Here is a 22256-nt window from a genome sequence, read left to right as displayed (position 1 = left end):
GCGCAACACGCGGGACCGCGGACCAGCACCGATCTGGACCGGCGAATTCCTTCACTATTCCTGAGGACAAGCGAACATGGCAAAGACTTACAGCGCGGGCGTCAAAGAGTATCGCGAAACATACTGGATGCCGGATTACACCCCGTCGGAGACCGATCTCCTCGCCTGCTTCAAGATCACCCCGCAGGCGGGCGTTCCGCGTGAAGAAGCTGCTGCTGCCGTCGCCGCCGAGTCGTCCACCGGCACCTGGACCACGGTCTGGACCGACCTCCTGACCGACATGGACCATTACAAGGGCCGCGCTTACGCGATCGAGGATGTCCCGGGCAACGACGACGCCTTCTATGCCTTCATCGCCTACCCGATCGACCTCTTCGAAGAAGGTTCGGTCGTCAACGTCTTCACCTCGCTGGTCGGCAACGTCTTCGGCTTCAAGGCCGTACGTGCGCTGCGCTTGGAAGACGTGCGTTTCCCCATCGCCTATGTCATGACCTGCAACGGCCCGCCGCACGGCATCCAGGTCGAGCGCGACATCATGAACAAGTACGGCCGCCCGATGCTCGGCTGCACCATCAAGCCGAAGCTGGGTCTGTCCGCCAAGAACTACGGCCGGGCCGTCTACGAGTGTCTGCGCGGCGGTCTGGACTTCACCAAGGACGACGAGAACGTCAACTCGCAGCCCTTCATGCGCTGGCGTCAACGTTTCGATTTCGTCATGGACGCGATCGACAAGTCCGAGCGCGAGACCGGCGAGCGCAAGGGTCACTACCTGAACGTCACCGCGCCGACCCCGGACGAGATGTTCAAGCGTGCCGAGTACGCCAAGGAGATCGGCGCGCCGATCATCATGCACGACTACATCACCGGCGGCTTCTGCGCAAACACCGGCCTGGCCCAGTGGTGTCGCGACAACGGCGTGCTCCTGCACATCCACCGTGCGATGCACGCGGTGCTCGACCGCAACCCGAACCACGGCATCCATTTCCGTGTGTTGACCAAGATCCTGCGTCTGTCCGGCGGCGACCATCTGCACACCGGCACCGTCGTCGGCAAGCTCGAAGGCGACCGCGAGTCGACCCTCGGCTGGATCGACCTGCTGCGTGAGTCCTACGTGAAGGAAGACCGCTCGCGCGGCATCTTCTTCGACCAGGACTGGGGCGCGATGCCCGGCGCCTTCGCGGTCGCTTCCGGCGGTATCCACATCTGGCACATGCCGGCGCTGGTGAACATCTTCGGCGACGACGCCGTCCTGCAGTTCGGCGGCGGCACCCTGGGTCATCCCTGGGGCAACGCAGCCGGCGCCGCGGCCAACCGCGTCGCGCTCGAAGCCTGCGTCGAGGCCCGCAACCAGGGTGTGCAGATCGAGAAGGAAGGCAAGGAGATCCTCACCAACGCCGCCAAGCACAGCCCCGAGCTCAAGATCGCCATGGAGACCTGGAAGGAGATCAAGTTCGAGTTCGATACCGTCGACAAGCTCGACGTGTCGCACAAGTAAGCTGTCAGCCATCAGCTGTCGGCGATCAGCCATGGGCGAAAGGCGCGAAGCGCCGGCCTGTTGCTGAGAGCTGACGGCTGAAAGCTCAACACCAGCAACGCTTACGATCGACTATCCAACCGATTTTCACCACGAAACCAGTTTCGGAGTAACGCCCCATGAGCACCATGCAGGACTATCAATCCAGCCTCGACGATCCGAACAGCCGTAAGTTCGAAACCTTCTCCTATCTGCCGGAGATGGATCAGGCGCGGATTCGCAAGCAGGTCGAGTACATCGTCGCCAAGGGCTGGAACCCGGCCATCGAGCACAGCGAGCCGGAAAACGCATTCGACCACTACTGGTATATGTGGAAGCTGCCGTTGTTCGGCGAGACCGATGTCGACACCATCCTGGCCGAGGCGGAGGCCTGCCACAAGGCGCATCCGGACAACCATGTGCGTCTCGTCGGCTACGACAACTACGCCCAGTCCAAGGGTGCCGAGATGGTCGTCTTCCGCGGCAAGTCGGTCTGAGGATCGGTTTTCGCTTGGGCGAAAACCGATGATCTAACAATCAGGGATTGACGGAAAAAGCCCCTGTCCTGGCGTGCAGGGCGGGGGCTTTTTTGTCATCGGCTTGTGAACGAGAGACCAAAGAGATGAGCGAGATCGACCGCGACCAATACCTGATCAAGGACGAGCCCTATTATCGCCCCGTGCAGAACGAGGTCGTCATGTACGAGGCGGCCTACGACGCACGCATGCCGGTGATGCTCAAGGGGCCGACCGGCTGCGGTAAATCGCGATTCGTCGAATACATGGCCTGGAAGATCGGCGCACCGCTCATCACGGTCGCCTGCAACGAAGACATGACCGCCTCCGACCTGGTCGGACGTTTTCTGCTCGACATCAACGGCACCAAATGGCAAGACGGCCCGCTCACGGTGGCCGCACGCATCGGTGCCATCTGCTACCTGGACGAGGTCGTGGAGGCCCGCCAGGACACCACGGTCGTCATCCATCCGCTGACCGACCATCGCCGGCAGCTTCCGCTCGAGAAGAAGGGCGAGCTGGTGCATGCACACCCCGATTTCCAGATCGTCATCTCCTACAATCCCGGCTACCAGAGTCTGATGAAGGATCTGAAGCAGTCGACCAAGCAGCGTTTCGGTGCCCTGGACTTTGACTACCCGTCCGCCGACATCGAGACCGAAATCGTCGCCCACGAGGGTCACGTCGACAAGGAGACCGCCGAGAAGCTGGTCCAAGTCGCCCAACGCAGCCGCAACCTCAAGGGACACGGGCTCGACGAAGGCATGTCCACCCGCCTGCTGGTCTATGCCGCCCAACTCATCGGCAAGGGTATCGATCCGCAATCGGCCTGTCGGATGGCGCTGGTGCGGCCGCTGACCGATGATCCGGATATGCGCGATACGCTGGATGCGGCGGTGAATACCTATTTCTGAGCGGTCAGCTTTCGAAGTCAACGCCCTTCGGTGGATCGCTGAAGGCTGAATTCAGCTTCTTCCAAGCGATGCTTGAGATCCGCCGGTGCTTCGAAGAGGAACGCCTGCCCGGCCTTCCGCTTGGAGAGTAGATCCAGCTCGACCAGTTGCAGCAGATCCGAACGGGCGGTTTGGTAGACGACAGCGTGGTTTCGGCGATGCCCCTCGATGGTATAAACGGAGCTCGGGTGGCGGAGTGCGTGACGGATGAGTTCCAGCTGGCGGTGATTGAGGCGTTCGCGCAGCCGCGCGGAGCCTTGAAGCATCGCTTCAACGACCTTCGTCTCATTAGCCTTGCGCCGCAAATAGCCATGTAGCCCATCCATGGCGGCCACAATGGCTTCCAGTTGATGGATCAGGAAATAGGTGACGTCTGACTCGTCGGTTTCGGTGAAGAGGTAGGCGCGGGCGTACTGGGCCGGGGCTTTCTTCAGGATGCCGGAGATCGACACGAATTCCAGTAGCCAGTATCCCTGCGAGAGCGCGGACCAGTAAAAGAGGGCGCGGGCGACCCGACCGTTGCCGTCGACGAAAGGGTGATCGTAGGCCAGTGCAAAGTGCAGCAGGATCGCACGGATGATCGGCGGTACGAAGGGGTCGGTGTCGTGCGCATTCGCAACATCGCAGAGACGCTCCAACCGCGCGGGAAGCTCGTCGGCATGCGGCGGGACATGGAGTACGCGCCGGTCGCGGTGATCGACGATATCGATATGCTCGTCGGCTCGCCGCAGTCGTCCGGCCGCGGTCGGGTCGTCCAGCGTGTCGCGAGTCAGAATGCTGTGCAACTCAAGGATGGCCTCGGGCGTCAGCGGTTCCCCGACGCGTTCGGAGATAGAGCGCATCGCCTGGAAGTTGTTGAAAATCATCGTCTCGCTCTTGTCCCTCGGACGGCGTCCTTGGCGTAGCATCTCCTTTGCGACTTGCCGGGTGGTCGAGGCGCCTTCCAGTTGGCTGGAATTGATGGCCTCCTCGATGAGCGAGCGGATCAGATAGCTGTCGCGTTGCTCTGGGTTCGCGATCGGCGCCTCGAGTCGGATCTGTCCCGAGGCGTCCCGGTCGATGCGATGCAGCATTGCGAGGATCGGGTCGACGAGGGCGAAGACGAACGGGCTCCCCGCCTTGTCCGTGAATGGCGTGTTTTTGTAAAGCAGGCGTCGCGCGGCCTTGACCGAAAACCACCAGTCCTCGGTGCGGAGATCAGGGGGCGGCTGGCGGCGCCGCAGCTCATCCCAGTGCAGATAACGCCCGTCCGGGGCAGGTCCCGAGGGATTGCGAAGCAGTTTGGCAAGGCGTGCGCTGCCGCCTGTCTCGACAATGGACAGCAAAAGGGCGTCCGTATCGGGTGGCGACATCGGGATTTTCATGGAGCGAGGTATCCTTCGCACGAACTACTAATTTAGTAGCGATTAGTACCAAATTAGTACCAGCATTGATAGCCCGTCACCGGGTGTGACAACCTTCGATCCGGGATAGAGCCATGAGCATCGACTTCACCGAATACCTCTCCTGCCTCAAGGCCGACGCGGATCACCCGCACACCCAGGCGCTGGAAGCGAGCTATCACGAAGCCGCCCGCGTCATGTCGCCACGCGGGCTGGAGCATTACCTCACCGGGATCAAGGCGATGTGTGGCCTGAATAAGGGCGCCGATCTGGTCCTGACCTATGTGCAGGAAATGCCGCGGGTCGCCAAGGAAGTCGGCGAGGACATCATCCCCGAGGTGGTGAGTGCGCTGATGAAGCTCGCGTCCCACACCTCCGGTACGGTGGTGGCGATGATCATGTCCAGCATGCCGCTGGCCGCGAGCCGACTCGGGGATGCGGAGGTGCTGCGCGGGTATCTCAACCTGCTGCATCAGTTGTCGGGCAAGTCGCCGCGCGGCCTGCGCCCGATGATGGAAAACATGGACGAGCTGCTTTCCAAGCTCACGCTCGGCGGTCTGCGCCGCTGGGCGCTCTGGGGCGCTCAGGCCCATGCGCGCGATCTCGACGGTCAGATGGCCTATTTCGGCCTTCAAACCGAGTCCTCGCGCGCCGTCCTGCAGAAGGAGCGACGCGGTACCCTGTTCGTCGACAATCAGCGCAAGCTCAACTTCTATCTGCGTGCGCTCTGGGCGCGCTCATTCTTCATGCGCCCGACCTCGGGCGACTACGAGTCGCGCCAGGGTTTGCGGCCCTTCATCGAGGATTTCCAGATCCACCTGCCGGATGCCTTCGACAGCTTCCGCGGCATCTCCGGGCTCGAGACCTACCGCGCCGCCGCCGCTCACTGCGCGGCCCACATGGTCTACGGCACCAGTGCCATCAGCGCCGAGCAGCTGATGCCCGCTCAGATGAAGCTGATCGAGATGTTCGAGGACGCGCGCATCGAGGCGCTGGCGATCCGGGATTTTCCGGGGCTCAGAAAGCTCTGGCTGTCATTCTTCACGGCTCAGCTCGGTCCCATGGACGACGCCGTCGACCTGCATCCCATGATGGATCTGATGCTGCGCCAGTCGCGCGCCTTGCTGGATCCGGATTATGTCGACGGACTCGCACTGATCGACGACACCGCCGTCGCCTTCCGCTCGGCGCTCGCCGAGCGCCCGCACGACAACCGCATCAGTTGGGACGCCGGCGTCACCTTCTACAATCAGGCGATCAAGACCGTCGCGCTCCCCAACCTGCGCATCCTGGAAAACTGGCCGATCCCCTATCGCGACGACAATCGCTATGTTTGGGACTGCGGCGAGAACCTCTTCCTGAGCCGCGGCCTCGACTATCTGCCCGCCTCGCAGCAACAGGTGCGCAAGTACGTCTCGGCGATGGAGATGGCCAACGAGGTCGATGTCGAGACCGCCGGCGACGACGCGCAGGAGATCTGGGTCTGCGCCACCGAGTTCTTCCCCTACGAAGACGAGGGCATCTCCTTCAACGCGATGGAGGGCAAGGAGCCCGTTTCGGATCCCTACCACTATCAGGAGTGGGACTATCAGGTCCAACTCTTCCGCCCGGACTGGGCGACCGTCATCGAGCGTCGTCAAGGCCGCGGCGACCCGGCGCTGATGGACGAGATCCTCGTCAAATACAAGCCGGTTGCGAGCCGCATCCGCCGCCTGATCGACGCACTCCAGCCGCAGGGCATCGTGCGCCGTCGCGGCTACGAGGAGGGCGAGGAGCTGGATCTGAACGCCGCCGTGCGGGCCATGATCGACGTGCGCCGCGGCACCATGCCGGATCCGCGGATCAACATCCGCATCACGCGGCATGTCCGCGATCTCGCCATCGTGGTGCTCATGGACCTTTCCGAGTCGACCAACGAGAAGGTCGGGGTCAAGAAGGACGACCCGGACTACGCAACGGCGCCGAGTATCCTGAGCCTCACCCGCGAGGCCACCGGACTGCTGGCCTGGGCGATCGACGGCATCGGCGACCGCTTCGCCGTGCATGGCTTCGCCTCGGACGGCCGACACGATGTTCAGTACTTCCGGTTCAAGGACTTCGATCAAGCCTACGACGACAACGCCAAATCACGCATGGCCGGCATGAAGGGCGGACTCTCGACCCGCATGGGCGCGGCACTGCGCCACGCCGGCTGGCATCTGACCCGCCAACCGGCCCAAAAGCGTCTGGTCCTGGTGATCACCGACGGGGAGCCGGCGGACATCGACGAGCGCGATCCCCAGTACCTGCGCCACGACACCAAGAAGGCAGTCGAAGAGCTGCGCATGCAGGGCATCCACAGCTACTGCCTGACGCTCGACCCCCAGGCCGACCGCTATGTGGCCCGGATCTTCGGCGAGAACCAGTATTCCATCGTCGACCATGTCGAGCGCCTTCCAGAGCGCCTGCCGGCGGTCTTTGCCGCCCTCACCGGATAGGCTGGAAGCACGAAACCGAAGGCTATTCGAGGCGCGCCGCGAACGAGAGGACGGCTTCTGTCGCCGTGATCAGATTCTGCTCAAGCGTTGACCCGGATCCCCGACGCGGCTTGAAGCCGTGCTCTCCGTCCGGGATCCAGACGATCTCGATCGACGGGCTCAGGGCATAGTCGGCAACCTCCTCCCGACTCCCGAAGGGATCGCGCTCGCCTTGGCAGATGAGCGTCGGCGTGTGCAGCCCGGATAGATGCGCGACACGCGTGCGCTCCGGGCGACCCGGCGGATGAAAGGGATACCCCAGACAGACCAGGCCATCGACACCAGCCTCGTCCGCAATCAGGCTGGCGATACGTCCGCCCATCGACTTGCCGCCGATCAGCAGGCGTTGCCTCGCACCATGGGCAGCCCGCTGCTCGGCAATGACCCGCAGCCAGGTCTCGATCAGGATCGGCTCACGGTCGGGGGGGCGCCTACGTCCCTCCACCTCGCTTACCACCATATAGGGAAACGAGAAGCGAACGACACGCAACCCGGCGGCGGCCAAGCCATGTGCAACCGCGCTCATGAAGGAAGAGTCGGCGCCCTGCCCTGCCCCGTGTGCCAAAATCAGATGGCAACGCGCATCGGCCGGACCATCGATCAGCAGAGGATCCATCATGCAAGCCCTCTTTTATGCCAAGCTCTATCTTCTGACCGTCCCGGTCTTCTTTGCCATCGATCTGCTCTGGTTGGGTGTCGTCGCAAAGACCTTCTATCGCGACAACCTCGCCCATGTTCTGAGCCCGACAGTGAACTGGCCGGCGGCATTGAGCTTCTATCTCATCTACATCACCGGCATCCTCTACTTTGCCGTCGCACCCGCGCTCGCGCAGGACTCGTTGGGCCGTGCCCTGCTCAACGGTGCACTTTTCGGCTTTTTCACCTACATCACCTACGAGCTGACCAACATGGCCACGCTCCCCAACTGGCCCGTCAAGGTCGTGATCGTGGATACGCTCTGGGGAATCACGCTCTGCGCCAGCGTCGCCGCCGGCAGCTTCATGATCGGGAAATGGCTCGGCGGGGTTTGATGTGGTCCGTCGTGCGCCGTATCGAAGGGCTCAGGTGATGTCCGAGGAAGGAACAACCTCCCGTTAGGGGCGACTGAGGTCGCCGCTACAGAATTTGCAGGCATACGTAGTTGGAATGCTTGTTCCCGGAAATCGCTTTAGGTCTGCTCCGCAATTCCCCGTATGGTCAAAGCGGCGAACCTGGGCGGCACGTGCCGCCCGGTCCTTTCTCAGTCCTTGTTGCTGTTAAACATTTGCATCGGGTTCGGCATCATCTTCATCGGGTTCATGCCGCTTCCGCCGCGATCCTCTTCACCGGGACCGTAGCCGGGCCCGTATTCGGGCCCATAACCCTGCCCGTAGCCCGGTCCGTAACCCTGCCCGACGCCGGGGGGTGGCGCGTAGCCTTGGTCATAGCCTTGGCCGTAACCGGGCGCGTAGCCCTGACCGTAGGCGGGAGCGGGCGGATAGCCTTCTGCGGTACCTGCTCCGTACCCGGGGCCCTGGCCGTAGCCCGGCGCGCCACCGTATCCCTGCGGGGGCATCTGCTGCATCGAAGCACCGCCCATTTGCGGATCCGTGTAACCGGGCGGAGGCCCGTAGCCTTGGCCGGGTGCGCCGCCATACCCAGATTGCGGAGCTCCGTAGCCGGGTGCAGCGCCGTATCCCGGCGCACCACCGTAACCGGGTGAGCCCTGTGGATAGCCTTGGGGGTAGCCCTGCGGCGGCGGGTAGTCACCCTCCCCGCGGCGGTCCTTGTTGCCGCCCATCCATTTGGATGGATTCATCATGTCGCCCATGTCTACTGCGAATGCAGGTCCGCTCAGAACCAGGCTCGCAATCCCGGCTGTCAGTGCTGTCTTGATGATGCTCATAGCGCTTCGATCTGCTCCTCGTCTGTTGTCATGATGTTTTCTCCTCGCGCGAGTCGATTATGGACCCTGCGAGACCGGATGCCATCACCCGTCGATGGACTCGGCCGTGTGTGCTCGGGCGTCATGACGCGACGCGGGAAACCCGGGTTAAGATTGTCGCGGCCAAAAACGGACAATGCACATCGCCCTGGCCGGCCTCGTTGGAGAGGCAGGATCAAGACGCTATCGACCGAAGCGATTCACCTAAGGATCCGACGAGATGACGAATGCACTGAGCGGTTTTAGTCCACCTGCGCGCGGCCTGCTCGTCGCGGGCGCCTTCGCGCTCGTGATCGGACTCATGAAGATTGCGGCCCCGATCCTCGTGCCGCTTCTGCTGGCGGTCTTCATTGCGATCATCGCCACTCCTGCGCTCAAATGGATGCGGCGGCGCGGCGTGCCGAAGTGGGGCGCGCTGGCGGTCATCATCTTTATACTGCTCGACGTCGGCAGTCTCTTGGCTCTCGTCACCACAGGTGCGCTGGAGGGCTTCAGGGACAGCCTGCCAACCTATCAGGAGCGTTTCATGCTGCTGAGCGAGCAGCTCGGGGGATGGATGGAAGGCGTCGGCGTCGGTGGCTCGCGCGAGGCGATCCCGGATCTCTTGGACCCCAACAAGGTTGCGTTCGCTGTTCGCTATCTCTTGTCCAACGCCAGCGGTTTCTTCGCGACCGGCCTCTTGGTGCTGCTTGCCGTCGTCTTCATCCTGCTCGAAGCCAATACGCTGCCCGCCAAGCTGAAGGTCGCCTTCCGGATGACGGAGGCAGGCAACGCGCGCCTGAAACGCCTGTTGGACGCGATCAAGCGTTACATGCTGATCAAAAGCCTGACCAGTCTCGGTACGGCCGTGTGCGTGTGGCTCTGGCTGTGGTTTCTCGGCATCGACTTCGCTGTGCTCTGGGCGGTGCTGGCGTTCTTCCTGAACTTCATCCCCGTCGTCGGCAACATCGTCATGATGATCCCCGCGGTCCTGCTCGCGCTGGTGCAGGCGGATGTGTCGACCGCTATCTGGGTCGCGGTGGGTTATCTCGTCATCAATACCGTGATCGGGAATGTCCTGGAGCCCCGGATCATGGGCAAAGGGCTGGGCATCTCGACGCTGGCCGTCTTCATCGCGTTGCTGTTCTGGGGATGGATGTTCGGTACGGTCGGCATGTTCCTGGCGGTGCCGCTCACGGCCGCACTGATCATTGCGTTGGACGCGAGCCCGCATACGCGCCCGATCGCGATCCTGCTCGGACCGGCAATCGAGCCCGAGCTCGAGCCTGAACAATAGCCCGACCGGATCCTCGGAACATGGAACGCCGATCCTCTTGCAGCGGACGGCAAATGGAGACTTGCTCCGTCTGGAGGGTGATCGCCGAGCCGGACTCCAAGCGTCGATCGGGCGCCTTCGCTGAAGGGAACGCCCGAACCCTGTTCGGTCGACGCCCCGATGCCCTCAGGGCACCCGTATCGCATGAAACATGCGTCCGTCGCCCCGCTGGACCAGAACCGCAACGGACCGACCTGACTGGATCGCATCCAGGATCCGATTGAAACCCGCCAGATCCTGCACCGGCTGGTTGTCGAGCATCAGGATCACGTCGCCCGAGATCAGCCCGGCCTGCTCCGCGGGTCCGGGTTCGACTCCTTCGACCAGCACCCCGCCTGCGGCGACGGCCAACTGCTCGCGCTGCTCCGGCGTGATCTCGCTCGCGAAGAGGCCTATCCGGTTCGCGGACACCTTCTCCGGCGCGCTGGGGCCAGCCAGGATCTGATCGTCTTCCGGTAGCTCGTCGATCTCCACTTCGAGATCGACGAGCTCGCCGATTCTGAGCACTTGCAGCCGCACACGCTCGCCGACCGGCGTTATTCCCACCATGGGCGGAAGGGCGCTCGAGGTCGGGATGTCCCGCCCGTTGTAGGTCACGATGATATCGCCCGGCCGTACCTTCGCCGCCTCGGCCGGACTACCCGGCAAGACCTGTGCGACCAATGCCCCTCGCGGCTGCTTCATCCCGAAGGATTCGGCAAGCTCCCGGGTCACGTCCTGAATCAAGACTCCCAACCAACCGCGGCTGACTCGGCCCTTGGTCTGGAGCTGATCGACCACGTCCATCACGACGTCGATCGGGATCGCGAACGAGAGCCCCATGAAACCGCCCGTGCGGCTGTAGATCTGACTGTTGACGCCGACCACCTCGCCGTCGAGGTTGAACAGGGGCCCGCCCGAGTTGCCCGGATTGATCGCCACGTCGGTCTGGATGAAGGGAATGTAGTTTTCGCTCGGGAGACTGCGACCTTTGGCGCTCACGATCCCCGCGGTGGCGGACGACTCGAACCCGAAGGGCGAACCGATCGCCAACACCCATTCGCCGACTTTGAGGTCCTGGGCTGCGCCGATCTTGACGGCCGGGAGCCCCTCGCCATCGATCTTCAGGAGCGCGATGTCGCTGCGTTTATCCGTGCCGACCAAGGTCGCCACGAACTCGCGCCGATCACTGGTGCGCACGATGATCTCCTCCGCACCCTCGACGACGTGGGCGTTGGTCAGCACGGATCCGTCGGCCGAGATGATGAACCCGGAGCCGAGCGAGCGCGATTGCAGGCTATCGTCCGGAAGGGCGCCGTCTTCGCCGAAGAAATGCCGGAAGAAATCCTGAAGGGGGCTGTCTTCCGGGAGATCGGGAACGGAAAACTCGGGCAACTGCGTGGCCGCGATCGGCGCCTGCTTGGTGCTGATATTGACCACCGAGGGGCCGTTCTCGGCGACGAGATCCACGAAGTCGGGAAGCATCCGGCTGGCCGCAAGACCGGGCATGAGCGCGCCGCAGACCAATGCCGCGAGGGCGAAGGAGAAGATCGGGATGGGACGCATGGATGCTCCGAGATGAAGGGGTTCGATCGGGCGGCCGCGACGAGCGCGGCGGCGCGGATGTCGCGTGATCGCGTTCGGAGGCTGCCGACGCCTCCTTGGCCGCATGAAAGGCTCGGCCCGCCGGGCTGCTGCTCGGAAAGGTCGCGTCGATGACTCGGATCGGCGACGACCCGAATCAGGGCGCCGTCGGAATCCCGACCGGCACGCCCCGCTCGATGCGACAGACCACCGCTTGCTGCTCCGGACGACTCCGTGACCGCGCACTGTAGCCGCGCAGCCAGAGCAACGCCAGAGCGAAGCCGAGCGCGGCACCGAGCAGCGCTGCCGCATCGCCGTAACCTCCTTCGGAGAAACCGGCAAGGGCTTCTCCCGCAAGCGCACCGCCGAGAAGGCCCGCCAGCGGCGCGAAGTAAACCGCAAATGACGCCGAAAGGAGACCCTGCTCGGAGATCCCGAGCATGACCCGCTCGCCGACCGACGCCTGCGCTTGGTTCAAGGCTTCGACATGAATCGAGCCGCGCCCGAAGTAGCGTTCGATCAGCGATGTCCCGCAGGCGCCGTGCGCCGCGCACCCCCCGCAAACCGTACGCCGCTCGATCCGGACCCGGGCATTGGGACCGTCGATCGAGACCACGACACCTGATTCTTCGATCATCGGCGGGTTACTCCGGCGGGTTCTCGACAGGTCGAGCGCCGAGCACGGCCGCTTCGACGGTTGCGGACGGAACCTCCCCGACAGCGGTAATCTGGTAGCCGTCGACCTGCCGACCGGCCGCATGCACGGCACCGATATGGGTCGCTCCGCTCAGCCCGTCGCGGGTATCGTCCTCGATATAAACGGAATAGGCGGAGAGACGATCGGTGAAGAGGAAGTGCTCCACCACCGCGCCGCTCGGGTGGTCCATCACGCCGTGGCTCACCAATTGGAAGCCCGGCGGTCGCTCGTCGAAACGCCAGCGGCCCTCGACCCGAGCCGCCGGAGCGCCCCGCAGACCGGCCGCCTCCACCCTCGCAGGCGCGGTCGGGGCATCCGCATCGACCGTGATGGCGGTGAACATCAGCTGCTCGAGCGACGAGCCGTTGCTGTCGATCAGATCGGACTTCAGCGGAAGGAAGGTCTCCCGATCGACGTAAAACCGGTACCCGTACCTCAAATCATCGCGCGGGATGATCCCGACCACCTCCGTATCGCGCCCGGCGACCCGCGCCATCCCTTGGATCTCGATGCGATAGTAGTCGCCGAGCAGCTCCGGGGAGATTCCGTCGGTGTTCAAGAGTCCGCCCGCTCCGGACGGGCGTTTGACCGAAATCGGATGCCCGTCGGGCAGCACGCACATCACCCGATCGCGCTCGCGGGTGACGGCCTTGACGGGACCGCTCAGGGACAGCAACCGCTCTTGGACCTGTCCCTCCTCGAAGCGGTGCACCAGGTGCAGTGCCTCGAGTCGGTTGTCGTGAGAGTAGACCAGCGTCCCCTCGTAGTTGAGCGACCTCAATGCCTCGGCCATGCGCTGAAGGAGGTCGCTCGCACGCTCGGTCACCTCGTCGGCAAGGCTTGCCTGGACCAACAGCGACAGCACGAGAAACATGCCCAGCCGGGCCGGGAAACGCGGGTTAACGGCCCGCTTCATAGCCGACGAATGTCGCATAAGGCAGCATGCCCTTGGCCCCGGTCGTCGGGGCGGTCTCTTGGTGGGTCACGAGGTAGAGATCCAGCTTGTTGGCCAGCTCGGGGTGGTCCAGATCCCACCGCTTCGCGGGTATCACGACGGCAGCCGGCTGCGCGGCAAAGGTCGGCGCCGTGGCGGGAACATTCGGGAGCGAGCCCACACCGTCAAAGAGGCTTGGGGCCACGAAAACGGCAAGGAAGGCGGCTGCGGCCGCAAGCGCGATGCCTGCTATCGGCCGCTTGGGTTTTGATCGCTCGACATTGCGCCCGCGCGGGGCGAAGACAACGGGCTCATGGGCGATCCGCTCGCGAACCGCATCGGCAACCCCGCGATACGATCGTTGTACGGACTCGCCGCGAATCGCCGAACCGATCGCGTGATAGCGCTCCCACGTGCCCCGCAGGTCGGGATCGCGCGTCACCGCATCGACGAGGCGCGCGGTGCCGGCGGAATCGAGCGCGCCGTCCTGAAGCTCGGAAATGCGTTGTCGTAGCTCGTCGCTCATTGCTGCATGCCTGGGCTGAGAATTCGTGTGTTGGATGGCCGGCGCCGCGGGATCATGTCGTCATCCCCGGCCGGGCGGTTGCGCCGCGGAACGGATCCGGACCTGCATACCGCGGACCGCTCGATGTCGATTTGACGCCTGAGAGCCGTCATGGTTCGAGGAGCGGCCTCAACCGCTTGTCGATTGCGTCCCTGGCACGAAAGATCCGCGAGCGTACGGTTCCGATCGGGCACGCCATCGCGGTTGCGATCTCCTCGTAGCTCATGCCCTCGAGCTCGCGCAGGACGATGGCCGTACGCAGGTCGTCGGGGAGGTCGTCAAGGGCGCGCTGCACGGTCTGCGCGATCTCGTCGGTCAGGGCCAGACGCTCGGGCGTACCCGAATCGCGAAGACGAACGCCCATGTCCATCTGCTCGGCGACCTCGGCCTCGACATCGTCACCCGGAGGGCGACGTCCCTGAGCCACAAGGTGATTCTTCACCGTATTCACCGCGATGCGGTAGAGCCAGGTGTAAAAAGCACTCTCGCCGCGAAACGCCGGGAGCGCGCGGTATGCCTTCAGAAAGGCATCCTGACTGACGTCCATCACCTCGCTCGGATCACGGATATAACGGGAGATCAGATTCGCCACCTTTTGCTGATACTTCAACACCAGGAGGTCGAACGCGCGCTTGTCTCCGTTCTGGGCACGCGCCACAAGCACCTGATCGGCGGTGCGCTCAGACATGGAGGCGAGCCTTGGCGCTGCTGACCAGCAATTCCGTTGGCATGGACAATTCCCCGATTCGGAAGTTCGTGAGCCCCCTCACGTGCGGCCGAGGCCCCCTAAATAAAGCGACAAACCTTGATCCCGGCCATGAAATGGGTGAGTTTACGGCGAACCGCCCCAATCGCCCAACTCTACCGAGCACGGTCGAGGACGGGCGTCGAGCCGGTGCCGAACCTCAACCCCAGCGACCCCCAGCGAAGGCCCCGACCATGCCAGCCACACCCCACCGCTACGACGTCCTGATCCTCGGCAGCGGCGCAGCCGGACTCAGCCTCGCGCTGCGACTACACGAGGACCTCTCGGTCGCCGTGATCTCCAAGCGCGAGCTCAGGGAAGGCAGCACGCTCTACGCGCAAGGCGGGATCTCGGCCGTTCTGGATGCGACGGACTCGATCGACTCGCACGTGCAGGACACGCTCAAGGCGGGCGCCGGACTCTGCGACCGTCGGGTCGTCAAGCAGATCGTCGAGCATGGCCCGGACAACATCCGCTGGCTGCTCGATCAGGGTGTCGAGTTTACACGCGACGAGGCCAGCGCATCGACAGGCGGCTACCACCTCACCCGCGAAGGCGGTCACACCCATCGGCGCGTCATTCACGCCGCCGACGCGACCGGGCGTGCGGTCGCGACGACGCTGGAAACACAGGTCCGGTCCAGGGCGAACGTGACCCTCTTCGAGCAGCACATCGCCGTCGACCTCATCACGTCCAAGCATCGCCCCGGCAAGAAGGACCATCGCTGTCTCGGCGCCTATATCCTGGACTTGGGCACGGGGCAGGTCGAAGTCTACCTCGCACGCTTTGTTGTCTTGGCGACCGGGGGGGCGAACAAAGTCTATCTCTATACCAGCAATCCGGATGTCTCCACCGGCGACGGCATCGCGATGGCCTGGCGTGCCGGATGTCGGGTCGCGAATATGGAGTTCATGCAGTTTCACCCGACCTGTCTCTATCATCCGGAGGCGCGCTCCTACCTGATTACGGAAGCGTTGCGCGGAGAAGGCGGGCGTCTGCTGCTGCCCGACGGTGAGCGTTTCATGCCTCGGTTCGATCCGCGTGCGGAGCTCGCCCCGCGCGACATCGTGGCGCGCGCGATCGACCATGAGATGAAGCGACTCGGCACCGCCTGCGTCTACCTGGACATCTCGCACCGGCCGGCGGATTTCGTCATCGAGCATTTTCCGACCATCCATCAACGCTGCCTGGAGCTGGGCATCGACATCACGACGGACCCGATCCCGGTGGTGCCGGCGGCGCATTACACCTGCGGCGGCGTCATGGTCGATGGCCGGGCTCGCACGGATCTGCCCGGCCTCTACGCGAGCGGCGAGACCGCCTACACCGGCCTGCACGGCGCAAACCGGATGGCAAGCAACTCGCTCTTGGAGTGTCTCGTGTACTCGGAGCTTGCAGCCAACGACATCGCAAGCCTGATGAACGAAGTCCCGCATCCGCCGGAGGTTCAGCCCTGGGACGAGAGCCGGGTCACCGAGCCGGACGAAGAGGTCGTGGTCACGCACAACTGGGACGAGCTGCGCCGCTTCATGTGGGACTATGTCGGCATCGTTCGCACCAACAAACGCCTGCGCCGCGCCAAACGGCGTGCGGACCTGCTGCAACAGGAGGTCATCGAGTACTACAGCAAATTCCGGGTCAGTAACGACCTGATCGAGCTGCGCAACCTCCTGGAGGTCGCGGACCTGATCATCCAATCGGCGCTGCGCCGGCGCGAGAGTCGCGGGCTGCATTACACCCTGGATTTTCCGGACAAAGACGCGACCCAACGCACGCCGACCATCCTGATCCCGGACAGTTACCGGCCACGGAGCGGCGATTGAGGTCAAACGCACTGGCGGCGATTGGTTTTCGACCGCCATCAACACGAACGGGGCACCCGGCAGACCGGGCGCGCCCCACCGACGAGGGCCACCTTAGGCCTATTATTCAATGCTCAAGATTGACTTGACCCGAAGGCGACCATTTTCGAAGTAGGTTATATTGCCGAGTTACGTCGGAGCGCTTACAAGAGCCTTCGCGCGCGTCGGTTTACATGTCCGATACGATGCGTCGCCCGGCCCGACCGTCGCGCACGCGCGGCACAACGGCACCACCCGGTTCCGCCCGGTTCCGCCCGGTTTAGCCCGCGGTTCCGCCCGGTCCCGCCCGACATCCCCCGCAATTGGAGAACGATCAAGATGACCGACTATGTCCGCTGGCTGAGCGAGCTCGGAATGGACGACGTCCCCGTCGTCGGCGGCAAAAACGCGTCGCTCGGCGAAATGATCCAGAACCTCACCGACGTGGGTGTTCAGGTGCCGGGCGGATTCGCGACGACCGCCGATGCCTACCGAGAGTTTCTCGCCAAAGACGGACTGGACGAGCGCATCCAAACGGTCCTCGACGCGCTGGACGTCGACGACGTCACGGCGCTCTCCCAAGCCGGTCCGCGCATCCGCGGCTGGGTCATGGAGCAACCCTTTCCGGCGGCACTGGAGGCGGCGATCGACGACGCCTTCGCCCGTCTGACCGCCGAGGCCGGCACCGCCGCGGTCTCTTGGGCCGTGCGCTCCTCGGCCACCGCCGAGGATCTGCCCGACGCCTCCTTCGCCGGTCAGCAGGAGACCTTCCTCAACGTCGAGGGTCTGGACAACATCAAGCACCGGATCAAGGAGGTCTTCGCCTCCCTGTTCAACGACCGGGCCATCTCCTACCGCGTGCATCAGGGCTTCGAGCACCGCAATGTCGCCCTCTCGGCCGGCATCCAGCGCATGGTGCGCAGCGATTTGGCCGCCTCCGGCGTCATGTTTACCCTGGATACCGAATCGGGTTTCCGCGACGCCGTCTTCATCACCTCGAGCTACGGGCTCGGCGAGATGGTCGTGCAGGGCGCGGTCAACCCGGACGAGTTCTACGTCCATAAGCCCACACTCGCCGCCGGCCGTCCCGCGATCCTGCGTCGCAGCGTCGGCGACAAGGCGATCCGCATGGTCTACGAGGGTGCGGCGGGCACCAAGAGCCCGGTGCGCACCGAGGACGTCCCGGAGGCCGATCGCCTGCTGTTCAGCATCACGGATGCCGAGATCGAGCAGCTCGCGCGCCAGGCCGTGCTGATCGAGCAGCACTACGGCCGTCCGATGGACATCGAGTGGGCGAAGGACGGCAACGACGGCAAGCTCTATGTCGTGCAGGCGCGTCCCGAGACCGTGCAGAGCCGCTCGGGCAACGTGATCGAGCGCTATGTGCTGCGTGAAAAGGGTCCGGTGCTCACCACCGGGCGCAGCATCGGCAGCCGCATCGGCGCCGGCGCGGCCAAGATCGTCTCGAGCATCGCCGACATGCACCGTGTCGAGGCCGGCGACGTCCTCATCACCGACATGACCGACCCGGACTGGGAACCGGTGATGAAGCGTGCGGCGGCCATCGTCACCAACCGCGGCGGGCGCACCTGTCACGCCGCCATCATCGCCCGCGAGCTGGGCGTGCCGGCTGTGGTCGGCTGCAACAACGCGACCGATGTGGTGAAGGACGGCCAGCTCGTCACCGTCAGCTGCGCCGAGGGCGACACGGGTCTCATCTACGACGGCAAGCTGGCGTTCGACTACAAGACCGTCGAGCTCTCGGCCATGCCCGAGATCCCGGTCAAGATCATGATGAACGTCGGCAACCCGGATCGCGCCTTCGCCTTCGCGGCGACACCGAACGCCGGCATCGGTCTGGCGCGTCTGGAGTTCATCATCAACAACATGATCGGAATCCACCCGAAGGCGCTGCTCGAATTCGAACAGCTCCCGGCGGACCTCAAGGCCCAGATCGCACCGCGCATCGCCGCCTACTCAAGCCCGCGCGAGTTCTATATCGCCAAGCTCGCCGAAGGCATCTCGACCCTGGCCGCGGCCTTCGCGCCCAACACCGTCATCGTGCGCATGTCGGACTTCAAGTCCAACGAATACGCCAACCTGGTCGGCGGGACCCGCTACGAGCCCGAGGAAGAGAACCCCATGATCGGGTTCCGCGGTGCCGGGCGCTATGTCGCACCGAATTTCAAGGAATGCTTCGAGCTCGAATGCGAGGCGCTCAAACGCGTGCGCAACGACATGGGTCTGACCAATGTCGAGATCATGATCCCCTTCGTGCGGACGCTTAAACAGGCCAAAGCGGTCGTCGAGGCCCTTGCCGAGCAGGGTCTGGAACGCGGCAAGAACGACCTGCGGCTCATCATGATGTGCGAGTTGCCCTCCAACGCGGTGCTGGCCGATGAGTTCCTCGAGTATTTCGACGGCTTCTCGATCGGCTCCAACGACATGACCCAGCTCACCTTGGGCCTGGATCGCGACTCAAGCCTGGTCGCCGAGAGCTTCGACGAGCGCGACCCGGCGGTGAAGAAGATGCTCTCGATGTCGATCGCCGCCTGCCGCGCCCAAGGCAAATATGTCGGCATCTGCGGTCAAGGCCCGTCGGACCACAAGGACTTCGCCGACTGGCTGCTCAAGCAGGGCATCACCAGCATCTCGCTCAATCCGGATACCGTCATCGATACCTGGATCTATTTGGCCGAGCAGGCGAAGACGCTCTGAAGCTGAACCGCGTCTCGGCGCGCACGTGCGAGTGCCGAGGTCGATCAGACCTCGGTCGGCTCTTGCGACGTCGAGGGGACGCGGTTCAGGAAAATGGGTCGGATGAGCAATAGCGTCATCCAACATGCAACGTCGGCGTTCCGAGGCGCTTCAGTCAGACCGTCGGCGCGCAGCCTCCCCGCGACCACGCACCTCGATCTGGACCAGCGGATGGGCCGCGCCGTCGCGCACCACGGCGCGATTCCAAGGCACCAAGGCCGTCTGTAGCGCTTCCCGGACTCGCCCGCACGCATCGTCTTCCAGACCCAATGTGACGACGCAGCGATAGCCGCGAATCCCGAATCCATCGTCCGGACGCACCTTCAAATCGTAGCCCGTCGTCGGAATCAGACCTTCCCGCAGACAATCGGCCATGGCCTGCATCACGCAGGCGGCGACCGCCTCGGCGTCCAGATCGACGGTGTGCCGCGAACCGGTCCAGCCGAGCCGTCTCGTGCGGATTGCCTCGTCGGGCGCCGCGAGAAGCTGCTGCCGCCGTTGCGTGATCCAATCTCCCGCCACAAGCTGTAAGGCCACCGAGGCCACGGACTCGGACAGGAACCTCTGCCCCGCAAGCGCAACGATCGGACGCGGCACAAAGGTGCCATAGAGACGCATCGTCCGATCCATGCACGGCGCCGCTGCAGCACGATCGGCAAGCGCATACCAGCGCCGCGCCTCGGCCATCGCGTGGGTATCGCGTACCGTCACTTCGCCGCTCGCGCCGAGCACCCAACCATCGGGCCAGAGTGCGATCTGATACGCAGGTAAGGCCGCAACTGCGCGGGACGCCATGCCGGGCGGCTCTCCCGGCCTCGCCGCCGAAGCGGATCGCTTCAGCCGCAAGGGCGAGAGGGAGGCGAGGAGGTTCAATGGACCGGCCCCGAGACAGGTCAGCCGGGCACCCGATCAGGGCTTCCGGGTGCTGGCGAGATCCCAGAGCGCCGGGGAGTGAAAGAGCCGGGCAAGCTGAAGCTCGCGCTCGCTCTCCAACTCGCGCGGCATGTGGTCGCCGAAGCGCGTGAAGAGCTCTTCCTGGTCGTGGGTCTCCAGGCGCGCAGCCTCGCGATCGATGTTCATGATTGAGTAGAAACGCTCGCGGTCGAAATCCAGCCCTTCCCAGTTGAATGCCTCGTAATCCGGAATCCAGCCGATCGGACTCTCGACCGCCGAGCCGTCGTCGTTGCAGCGTTTGACGATCCATTCGAGCACGCGCATGTTTTCGCCGAATCCCGGCCAGATGAAGCGCCCGTGCTCGTCCTTGCGGAACCAGTTGACCCGAAAGATCCGTGGCGGGGTGGAGACGCAGCGCCGGCCGATCCGCAGCCAATGCCGCCAATAGTCCGCCATGTTGTAGCCGCAAAAGGGCAGCATGGCCATCGGGTCGCGCCGCACGGCCGCCTGACCGATCGCCGCGGCGGTGGCCTCCGAGCCCATGGTGGCCGCCAGATAGACGCCGTGCTCCCAGTTGTAGCTCTGGAACGCGAGCGGGAAGTGCCGACTTACCCGGCCGCCGAACAGGAAGGCACTGATGGGCACGCCCTTGGGGTTCTCCCATTCCGGATCGATCGAGGGACAGGACGAGGCAGGCGCGGTGAAACGGGCATTCGGATGAGCCGCAGGCCGACCGCAACCCGGCGTCCAGTCCCCGCCCTTCCAATCGATCAGATGATCGGGCGGCTCCTTGGTCATGCCCTCCCACCAGACTGCGCCGTCGTCGGTCAGGGCGCAGTTGGTGAAGATGGCGTTCTCGCGCAGCGCCGCCATGGCGTTGGGATTGGAGTCCTCGTTTGTCCCCGGAGCCACGCCGAACAGGCCGTATTCGGGATTGATCGCATAGAAGCGTCCGTCGGCGAGATTCGGCTTGATCCAGGCGATGTCGTCGCCGACCGTGGTGATCTTCCAGCCCTCGAACCCTTTGGGCGGGATCAGCATGGCGAAATTGGTCTTGCCGCAAGCGCTCGGGAAGGCCGCGGCGATATACCGCTTTTCGTGCTCGGGCGACTCGACCCCCATGACCAGCATGTGCTCGGCCAACCAGCCCTCGTCTCGGGCCATCACCGAGGCGATGCGCAGTGCAAAGCACTTTTTGCCGAGCAGCGCATTGCCGCCGTAGCCACTGCCGAATGACCAGATCTCGCGGGTCTCGGGGAAGTGGGCGATGTACTTGTCCTCGATCCTGCCTGCGCACGGCCAAGGCACGTCCTGCTCGCCGGGTTGCAGGGGGGCGCCGACCGAGTGCACGCAGGGCACGAAGTCACCCTGATCGCCCAGGGTATCCAGCACCCGCTGGCCCATCCGGGTCATGATCCGCTGATTCACCACCACATAGGGCGAGTCGGTGATCTGCACGCCGATATGGGCAATCGGCGAGCCGATCGGACCCATACTGAAGGGGATAACGTAGAGCGTGCGCCCGCGCATGCAGTCCCTGAACAGACCTTTCAGCAGGATCTTGGCCTTGCGCGGCTCGAGCCAGTTGTTGGTCGGGCCGGCGTCCTCCTCGCGCAGCGAGCAGATGAAGGTGCGGTCCTCCACCCGTGCGACATCGCTCGGATGTGAGCGGGCGAGGAAGCTGTTGGGGTGCTTCTCGGGATTGAGCCGTACGAAGGTACCGGCATCGACCATCTCGGTGCAGAGTCGGTCGTACTCCTCTTGAGATCCGTCGCACCAATAGACGCGGTCGGGTTGGCAGAGCTCGGCCAACTCCGTCACCCAATCCAGGAGATGACGGTTTTGAGTACGGGTCTCCCCGTCGTGCCTGGTGGTCATGCTGGGCTCCTCGTCGGTCGAATGTGCGCTTAACGCGGGTGGGTCCGGAGAAGGCGTATCGGCCGGGGCGACGCGCTGATCCGATTTGCGATTCAGAGCCCGAGTTTAGTCCAGTCGTTATTCGGAAACGAGAGCGTTACCGAGGAATCTTCGGGGCCCTTCTGCGCCGATCACCACGCCCGTCCCCGGCCAATCCTCACGCGACCGCTCGGATTCAGCGATGTCCACCCGAGCCGCAACGGGTGCCCGGCGAAGCCTGGAACC

General features: G+C 64.1%; 18 protein-coding genes. 8 read left to right on the top strand and 10 right to left on the bottom strand.

What is annotated here, in order from left to right:
- Positions 1–76 precede the first annotated feature (76 nt).
- The 3 genes from BLV04_RS04430 (at position 77) to BLV04_RS04420 (ending at position 2942) form a co-directional block, all read left to right on the top strand.
- Positions 77–1495, top strand: coding sequence for a form I ribulose bisphosphate carboxylase large subunit (locus tag BLV04_RS04430; RefSeq protein WP_093028554.1), 1419 nt, complete (start codon positions 77–79; stop codon positions 1493–1495).
- Positions 1496–1653: 158 nt separating this feature from the next.
- A complete protein-coding gene (locus BLV04_RS04425) occupies positions 1654–2010 on the top strand; it encodes a ribulose bisphosphate carboxylase small subunit (RefSeq protein ID WP_093028552.1) in 357 nt (118 codons plus the stop codon).
- A 125-nt stretch (positions 2011–2135) separates the two neighbouring features.
- Positions 2136–2942 carry a CbbQ/NirQ/NorQ/GpvN family protein gene (locus BLV04_RS04420; protein WP_093028550.1) on the top strand — a complete coding sequence of 269 codons (807 nt, stop codon included), beginning with the start codon at positions 2136–2138 and terminating at the stop codon, positions 2940–2942.
- Between the two features lie 17 nt (positions 2943–2959).
- On the opposite strand, the gene BLV04_RS04415 is transcribed toward BLV04_RS04420, so the two are convergent.
- Positions 2960–4345: a Fic family protein gene (locus BLV04_RS04415; protein ID WP_093028548.1), complete on the bottom strand. Its 1386-nt coding sequence runs from the start codon at positions 4343–4345 to the stop codon at positions 2960–2962.
- Between the two features lie 113 nt (positions 4346–4458).
- Between BLV04_RS04415 and BLV04_RS04410 the strand changes: the two genes are divergently transcribed.
- On the top strand, positions 4459–6840 hold the full coding sequence (locus tag BLV04_RS04410) for a nitric oxide reductase activation protein NorD (RefSeq protein WP_093028546.1): 2382 nt from the start codon (positions 4459–4461) through the stop codon (positions 6838–6840).
- A 22-nt stretch (positions 6841–6862) separates the two neighbouring features.
- Here BLV04_RS04410 and BLV04_RS04405 read toward each other — a convergent pair whose 3' ends face one another.
- Entirely contained in the window at positions 6863–7498 is a 636-nt protein-coding gene (locus BLV04_RS04405) for an alpha/beta family hydrolase (protein WP_245731712.1), read from the bottom strand.
- On the opposite strand from BLV04_RS04405, the gene BLV04_RS04400 reads away from it, so the two are divergent.
- Positions 7497–7910, top strand: a complete 414-nt coding sequence (locus tag BLV04_RS04400; protein WP_093028542.1) for a DUF2177 family protein — start codon at positions 7497–7499, stop codon at positions 7908–7910. The genes BLV04_RS04405 and BLV04_RS04400 overlap by 2 nt on opposite strands.
- Before the next feature lie 209 nt (positions 7911–8119).
- Here BLV04_RS04400 and BLV04_RS04395 read toward each other — a convergent pair whose 3' ends face one another.
- Positions 8120–8764: a hypothetical protein gene (locus tag BLV04_RS04395; RefSeq protein ID WP_093028540.1), complete on the bottom strand. Its 645-nt coding sequence runs from the start codon at positions 8762–8764 to the stop codon at positions 8120–8122.
- A 259-nt stretch (positions 8765–9023) separates the two neighbouring features.
- On the opposite strand from BLV04_RS04395, the gene BLV04_RS04390 reads away from it, so the two are divergent.
- Positions 9024–10079 carry an AI-2E family transporter gene (locus BLV04_RS04390; RefSeq protein ID WP_093028538.1) on the top strand — a complete coding sequence of 352 codons (1056 nt, stop codon included), beginning with the start codon at positions 9024–9026 and terminating at the stop codon, positions 10077–10079.
- A gap of 165 nt (positions 10080–10244) precedes the next feature.
- Here the strand turns inward: BLV04_RS04390 and BLV04_RS04385 are convergent, their stop codons facing one another.
- From BLV04_RS04385 to rpoE, 5 genes are all read right to left on the bottom strand, one after another.
- Positions 10245–11663: a DegQ family serine endoprotease gene (locus BLV04_RS04385; RefSeq protein ID WP_093028536.1), complete on the bottom strand. Its 1419-nt coding sequence runs from the start codon at positions 11661–11663 to the stop codon at positions 10245–10247.
- Between the two features lie 175 nt (positions 11664–11838).
- Complete coding sequence (locus tag BLV04_RS04380) at positions 11839–12318, bottom strand: SoxR reducing system RseC family protein (protein ID WP_093028534.1); 480 nt, start codon at positions 12316–12318, stop codon at positions 11839–11841.
- Between the two features lie 7 nt (positions 12319–12325).
- Positions 12326–13294 carry a MucB/RseB C-terminal domain-containing protein gene (locus BLV04_RS04375; protein WP_245731711.1) on the bottom strand — a complete coding sequence of 323 codons (969 nt, stop codon included), beginning with the start codon at positions 13292–13294 and terminating at the stop codon, positions 12326–12328.
- The gene (locus tag BLV04_RS04370) at positions 13278–13838 is read right to left on the bottom strand and encodes a sigma-E factor negative regulatory protein (RefSeq protein WP_093028979.1); all 561 of its coding nucleotides are present in this window, start codon (positions 13836–13838) and stop codon (positions 13278–13280) included. The genes BLV04_RS04375 and BLV04_RS04370 overlap by 17 nt, the downstream gene beginning before the upstream one ends.
- Positions 13839–13986: 148 nt before the next feature.
- Positions 13987–14565, bottom strand: coding sequence for an RNA polymerase sigma factor RpoE (gene rpoE, locus BLV04_RS04365; protein ID WP_093028530.1), 579 nt, complete (start codon positions 14563–14565; stop codon positions 13987–13989).
- Positions 14566–14816: 251 nt separating this feature from the next.
- On the opposite strand from rpoE, the gene nadB reads away from it, so the two are divergent.
- Complete coding sequence (gene nadB / locus BLV04_RS04360) at positions 14817–16445, top strand: L-aspartate oxidase (protein ID WP_093028528.1); 1629 nt, start codon at positions 14817–14819, stop codon at positions 16443–16445.
- 357 nt (positions 16446–16802) lie between these two features.
- Positions 16803–19181 carry a phosphoenolpyruvate synthase gene (gene ppsA, locus BLV04_RS04355; protein WP_093028526.1) on the top strand — a complete coding sequence of 793 codons (2379 nt, stop codon included), beginning with the start codon at positions 16803–16805 and terminating at the stop codon, positions 19179–19181.
- Positions 19182–19331: 150 nt separating this feature from the next.
- Here the strand turns inward: ppsA and BLV04_RS04350 are convergent, their stop codons facing one another.
- The gene (locus BLV04_RS04350; protein WP_093028524.1) at positions 19332–20015 is read right to left on the bottom strand and encodes a hypothetical protein; all 684 of its coding nucleotides are present in this window, start codon (positions 20013–20015) and stop codon (positions 19332–19334) included.
- A gap of 114 nt (positions 20016–20129) precedes the next feature.
- A complete protein-coding gene (locus BLV04_RS04345; protein WP_093028522.1) occupies positions 20130–21992 on the bottom strand; it encodes a phosphoenolpyruvate carboxykinase (GTP) in 1863 nt (620 codons plus the stop codon).
- Positions 21993–22256 lie beyond the last annotated feature (264 nt).

Origin of the sequence: Thiocapsa roseopersicina (genome assembly GCF_900106925.1) — a bacterium.
Taxonomy (GTDB): Bacteria; Pseudomonadota; Gammaproteobacteria; order Chromatiales; family Chromatiaceae; genus Thiocapsa; species Thiocapsa roseopersicina.
The sequence above is the reverse complement of the archived record's forward strand: the minus strand, read 5'-3'. Positions and strand labels throughout refer to the sequence as shown.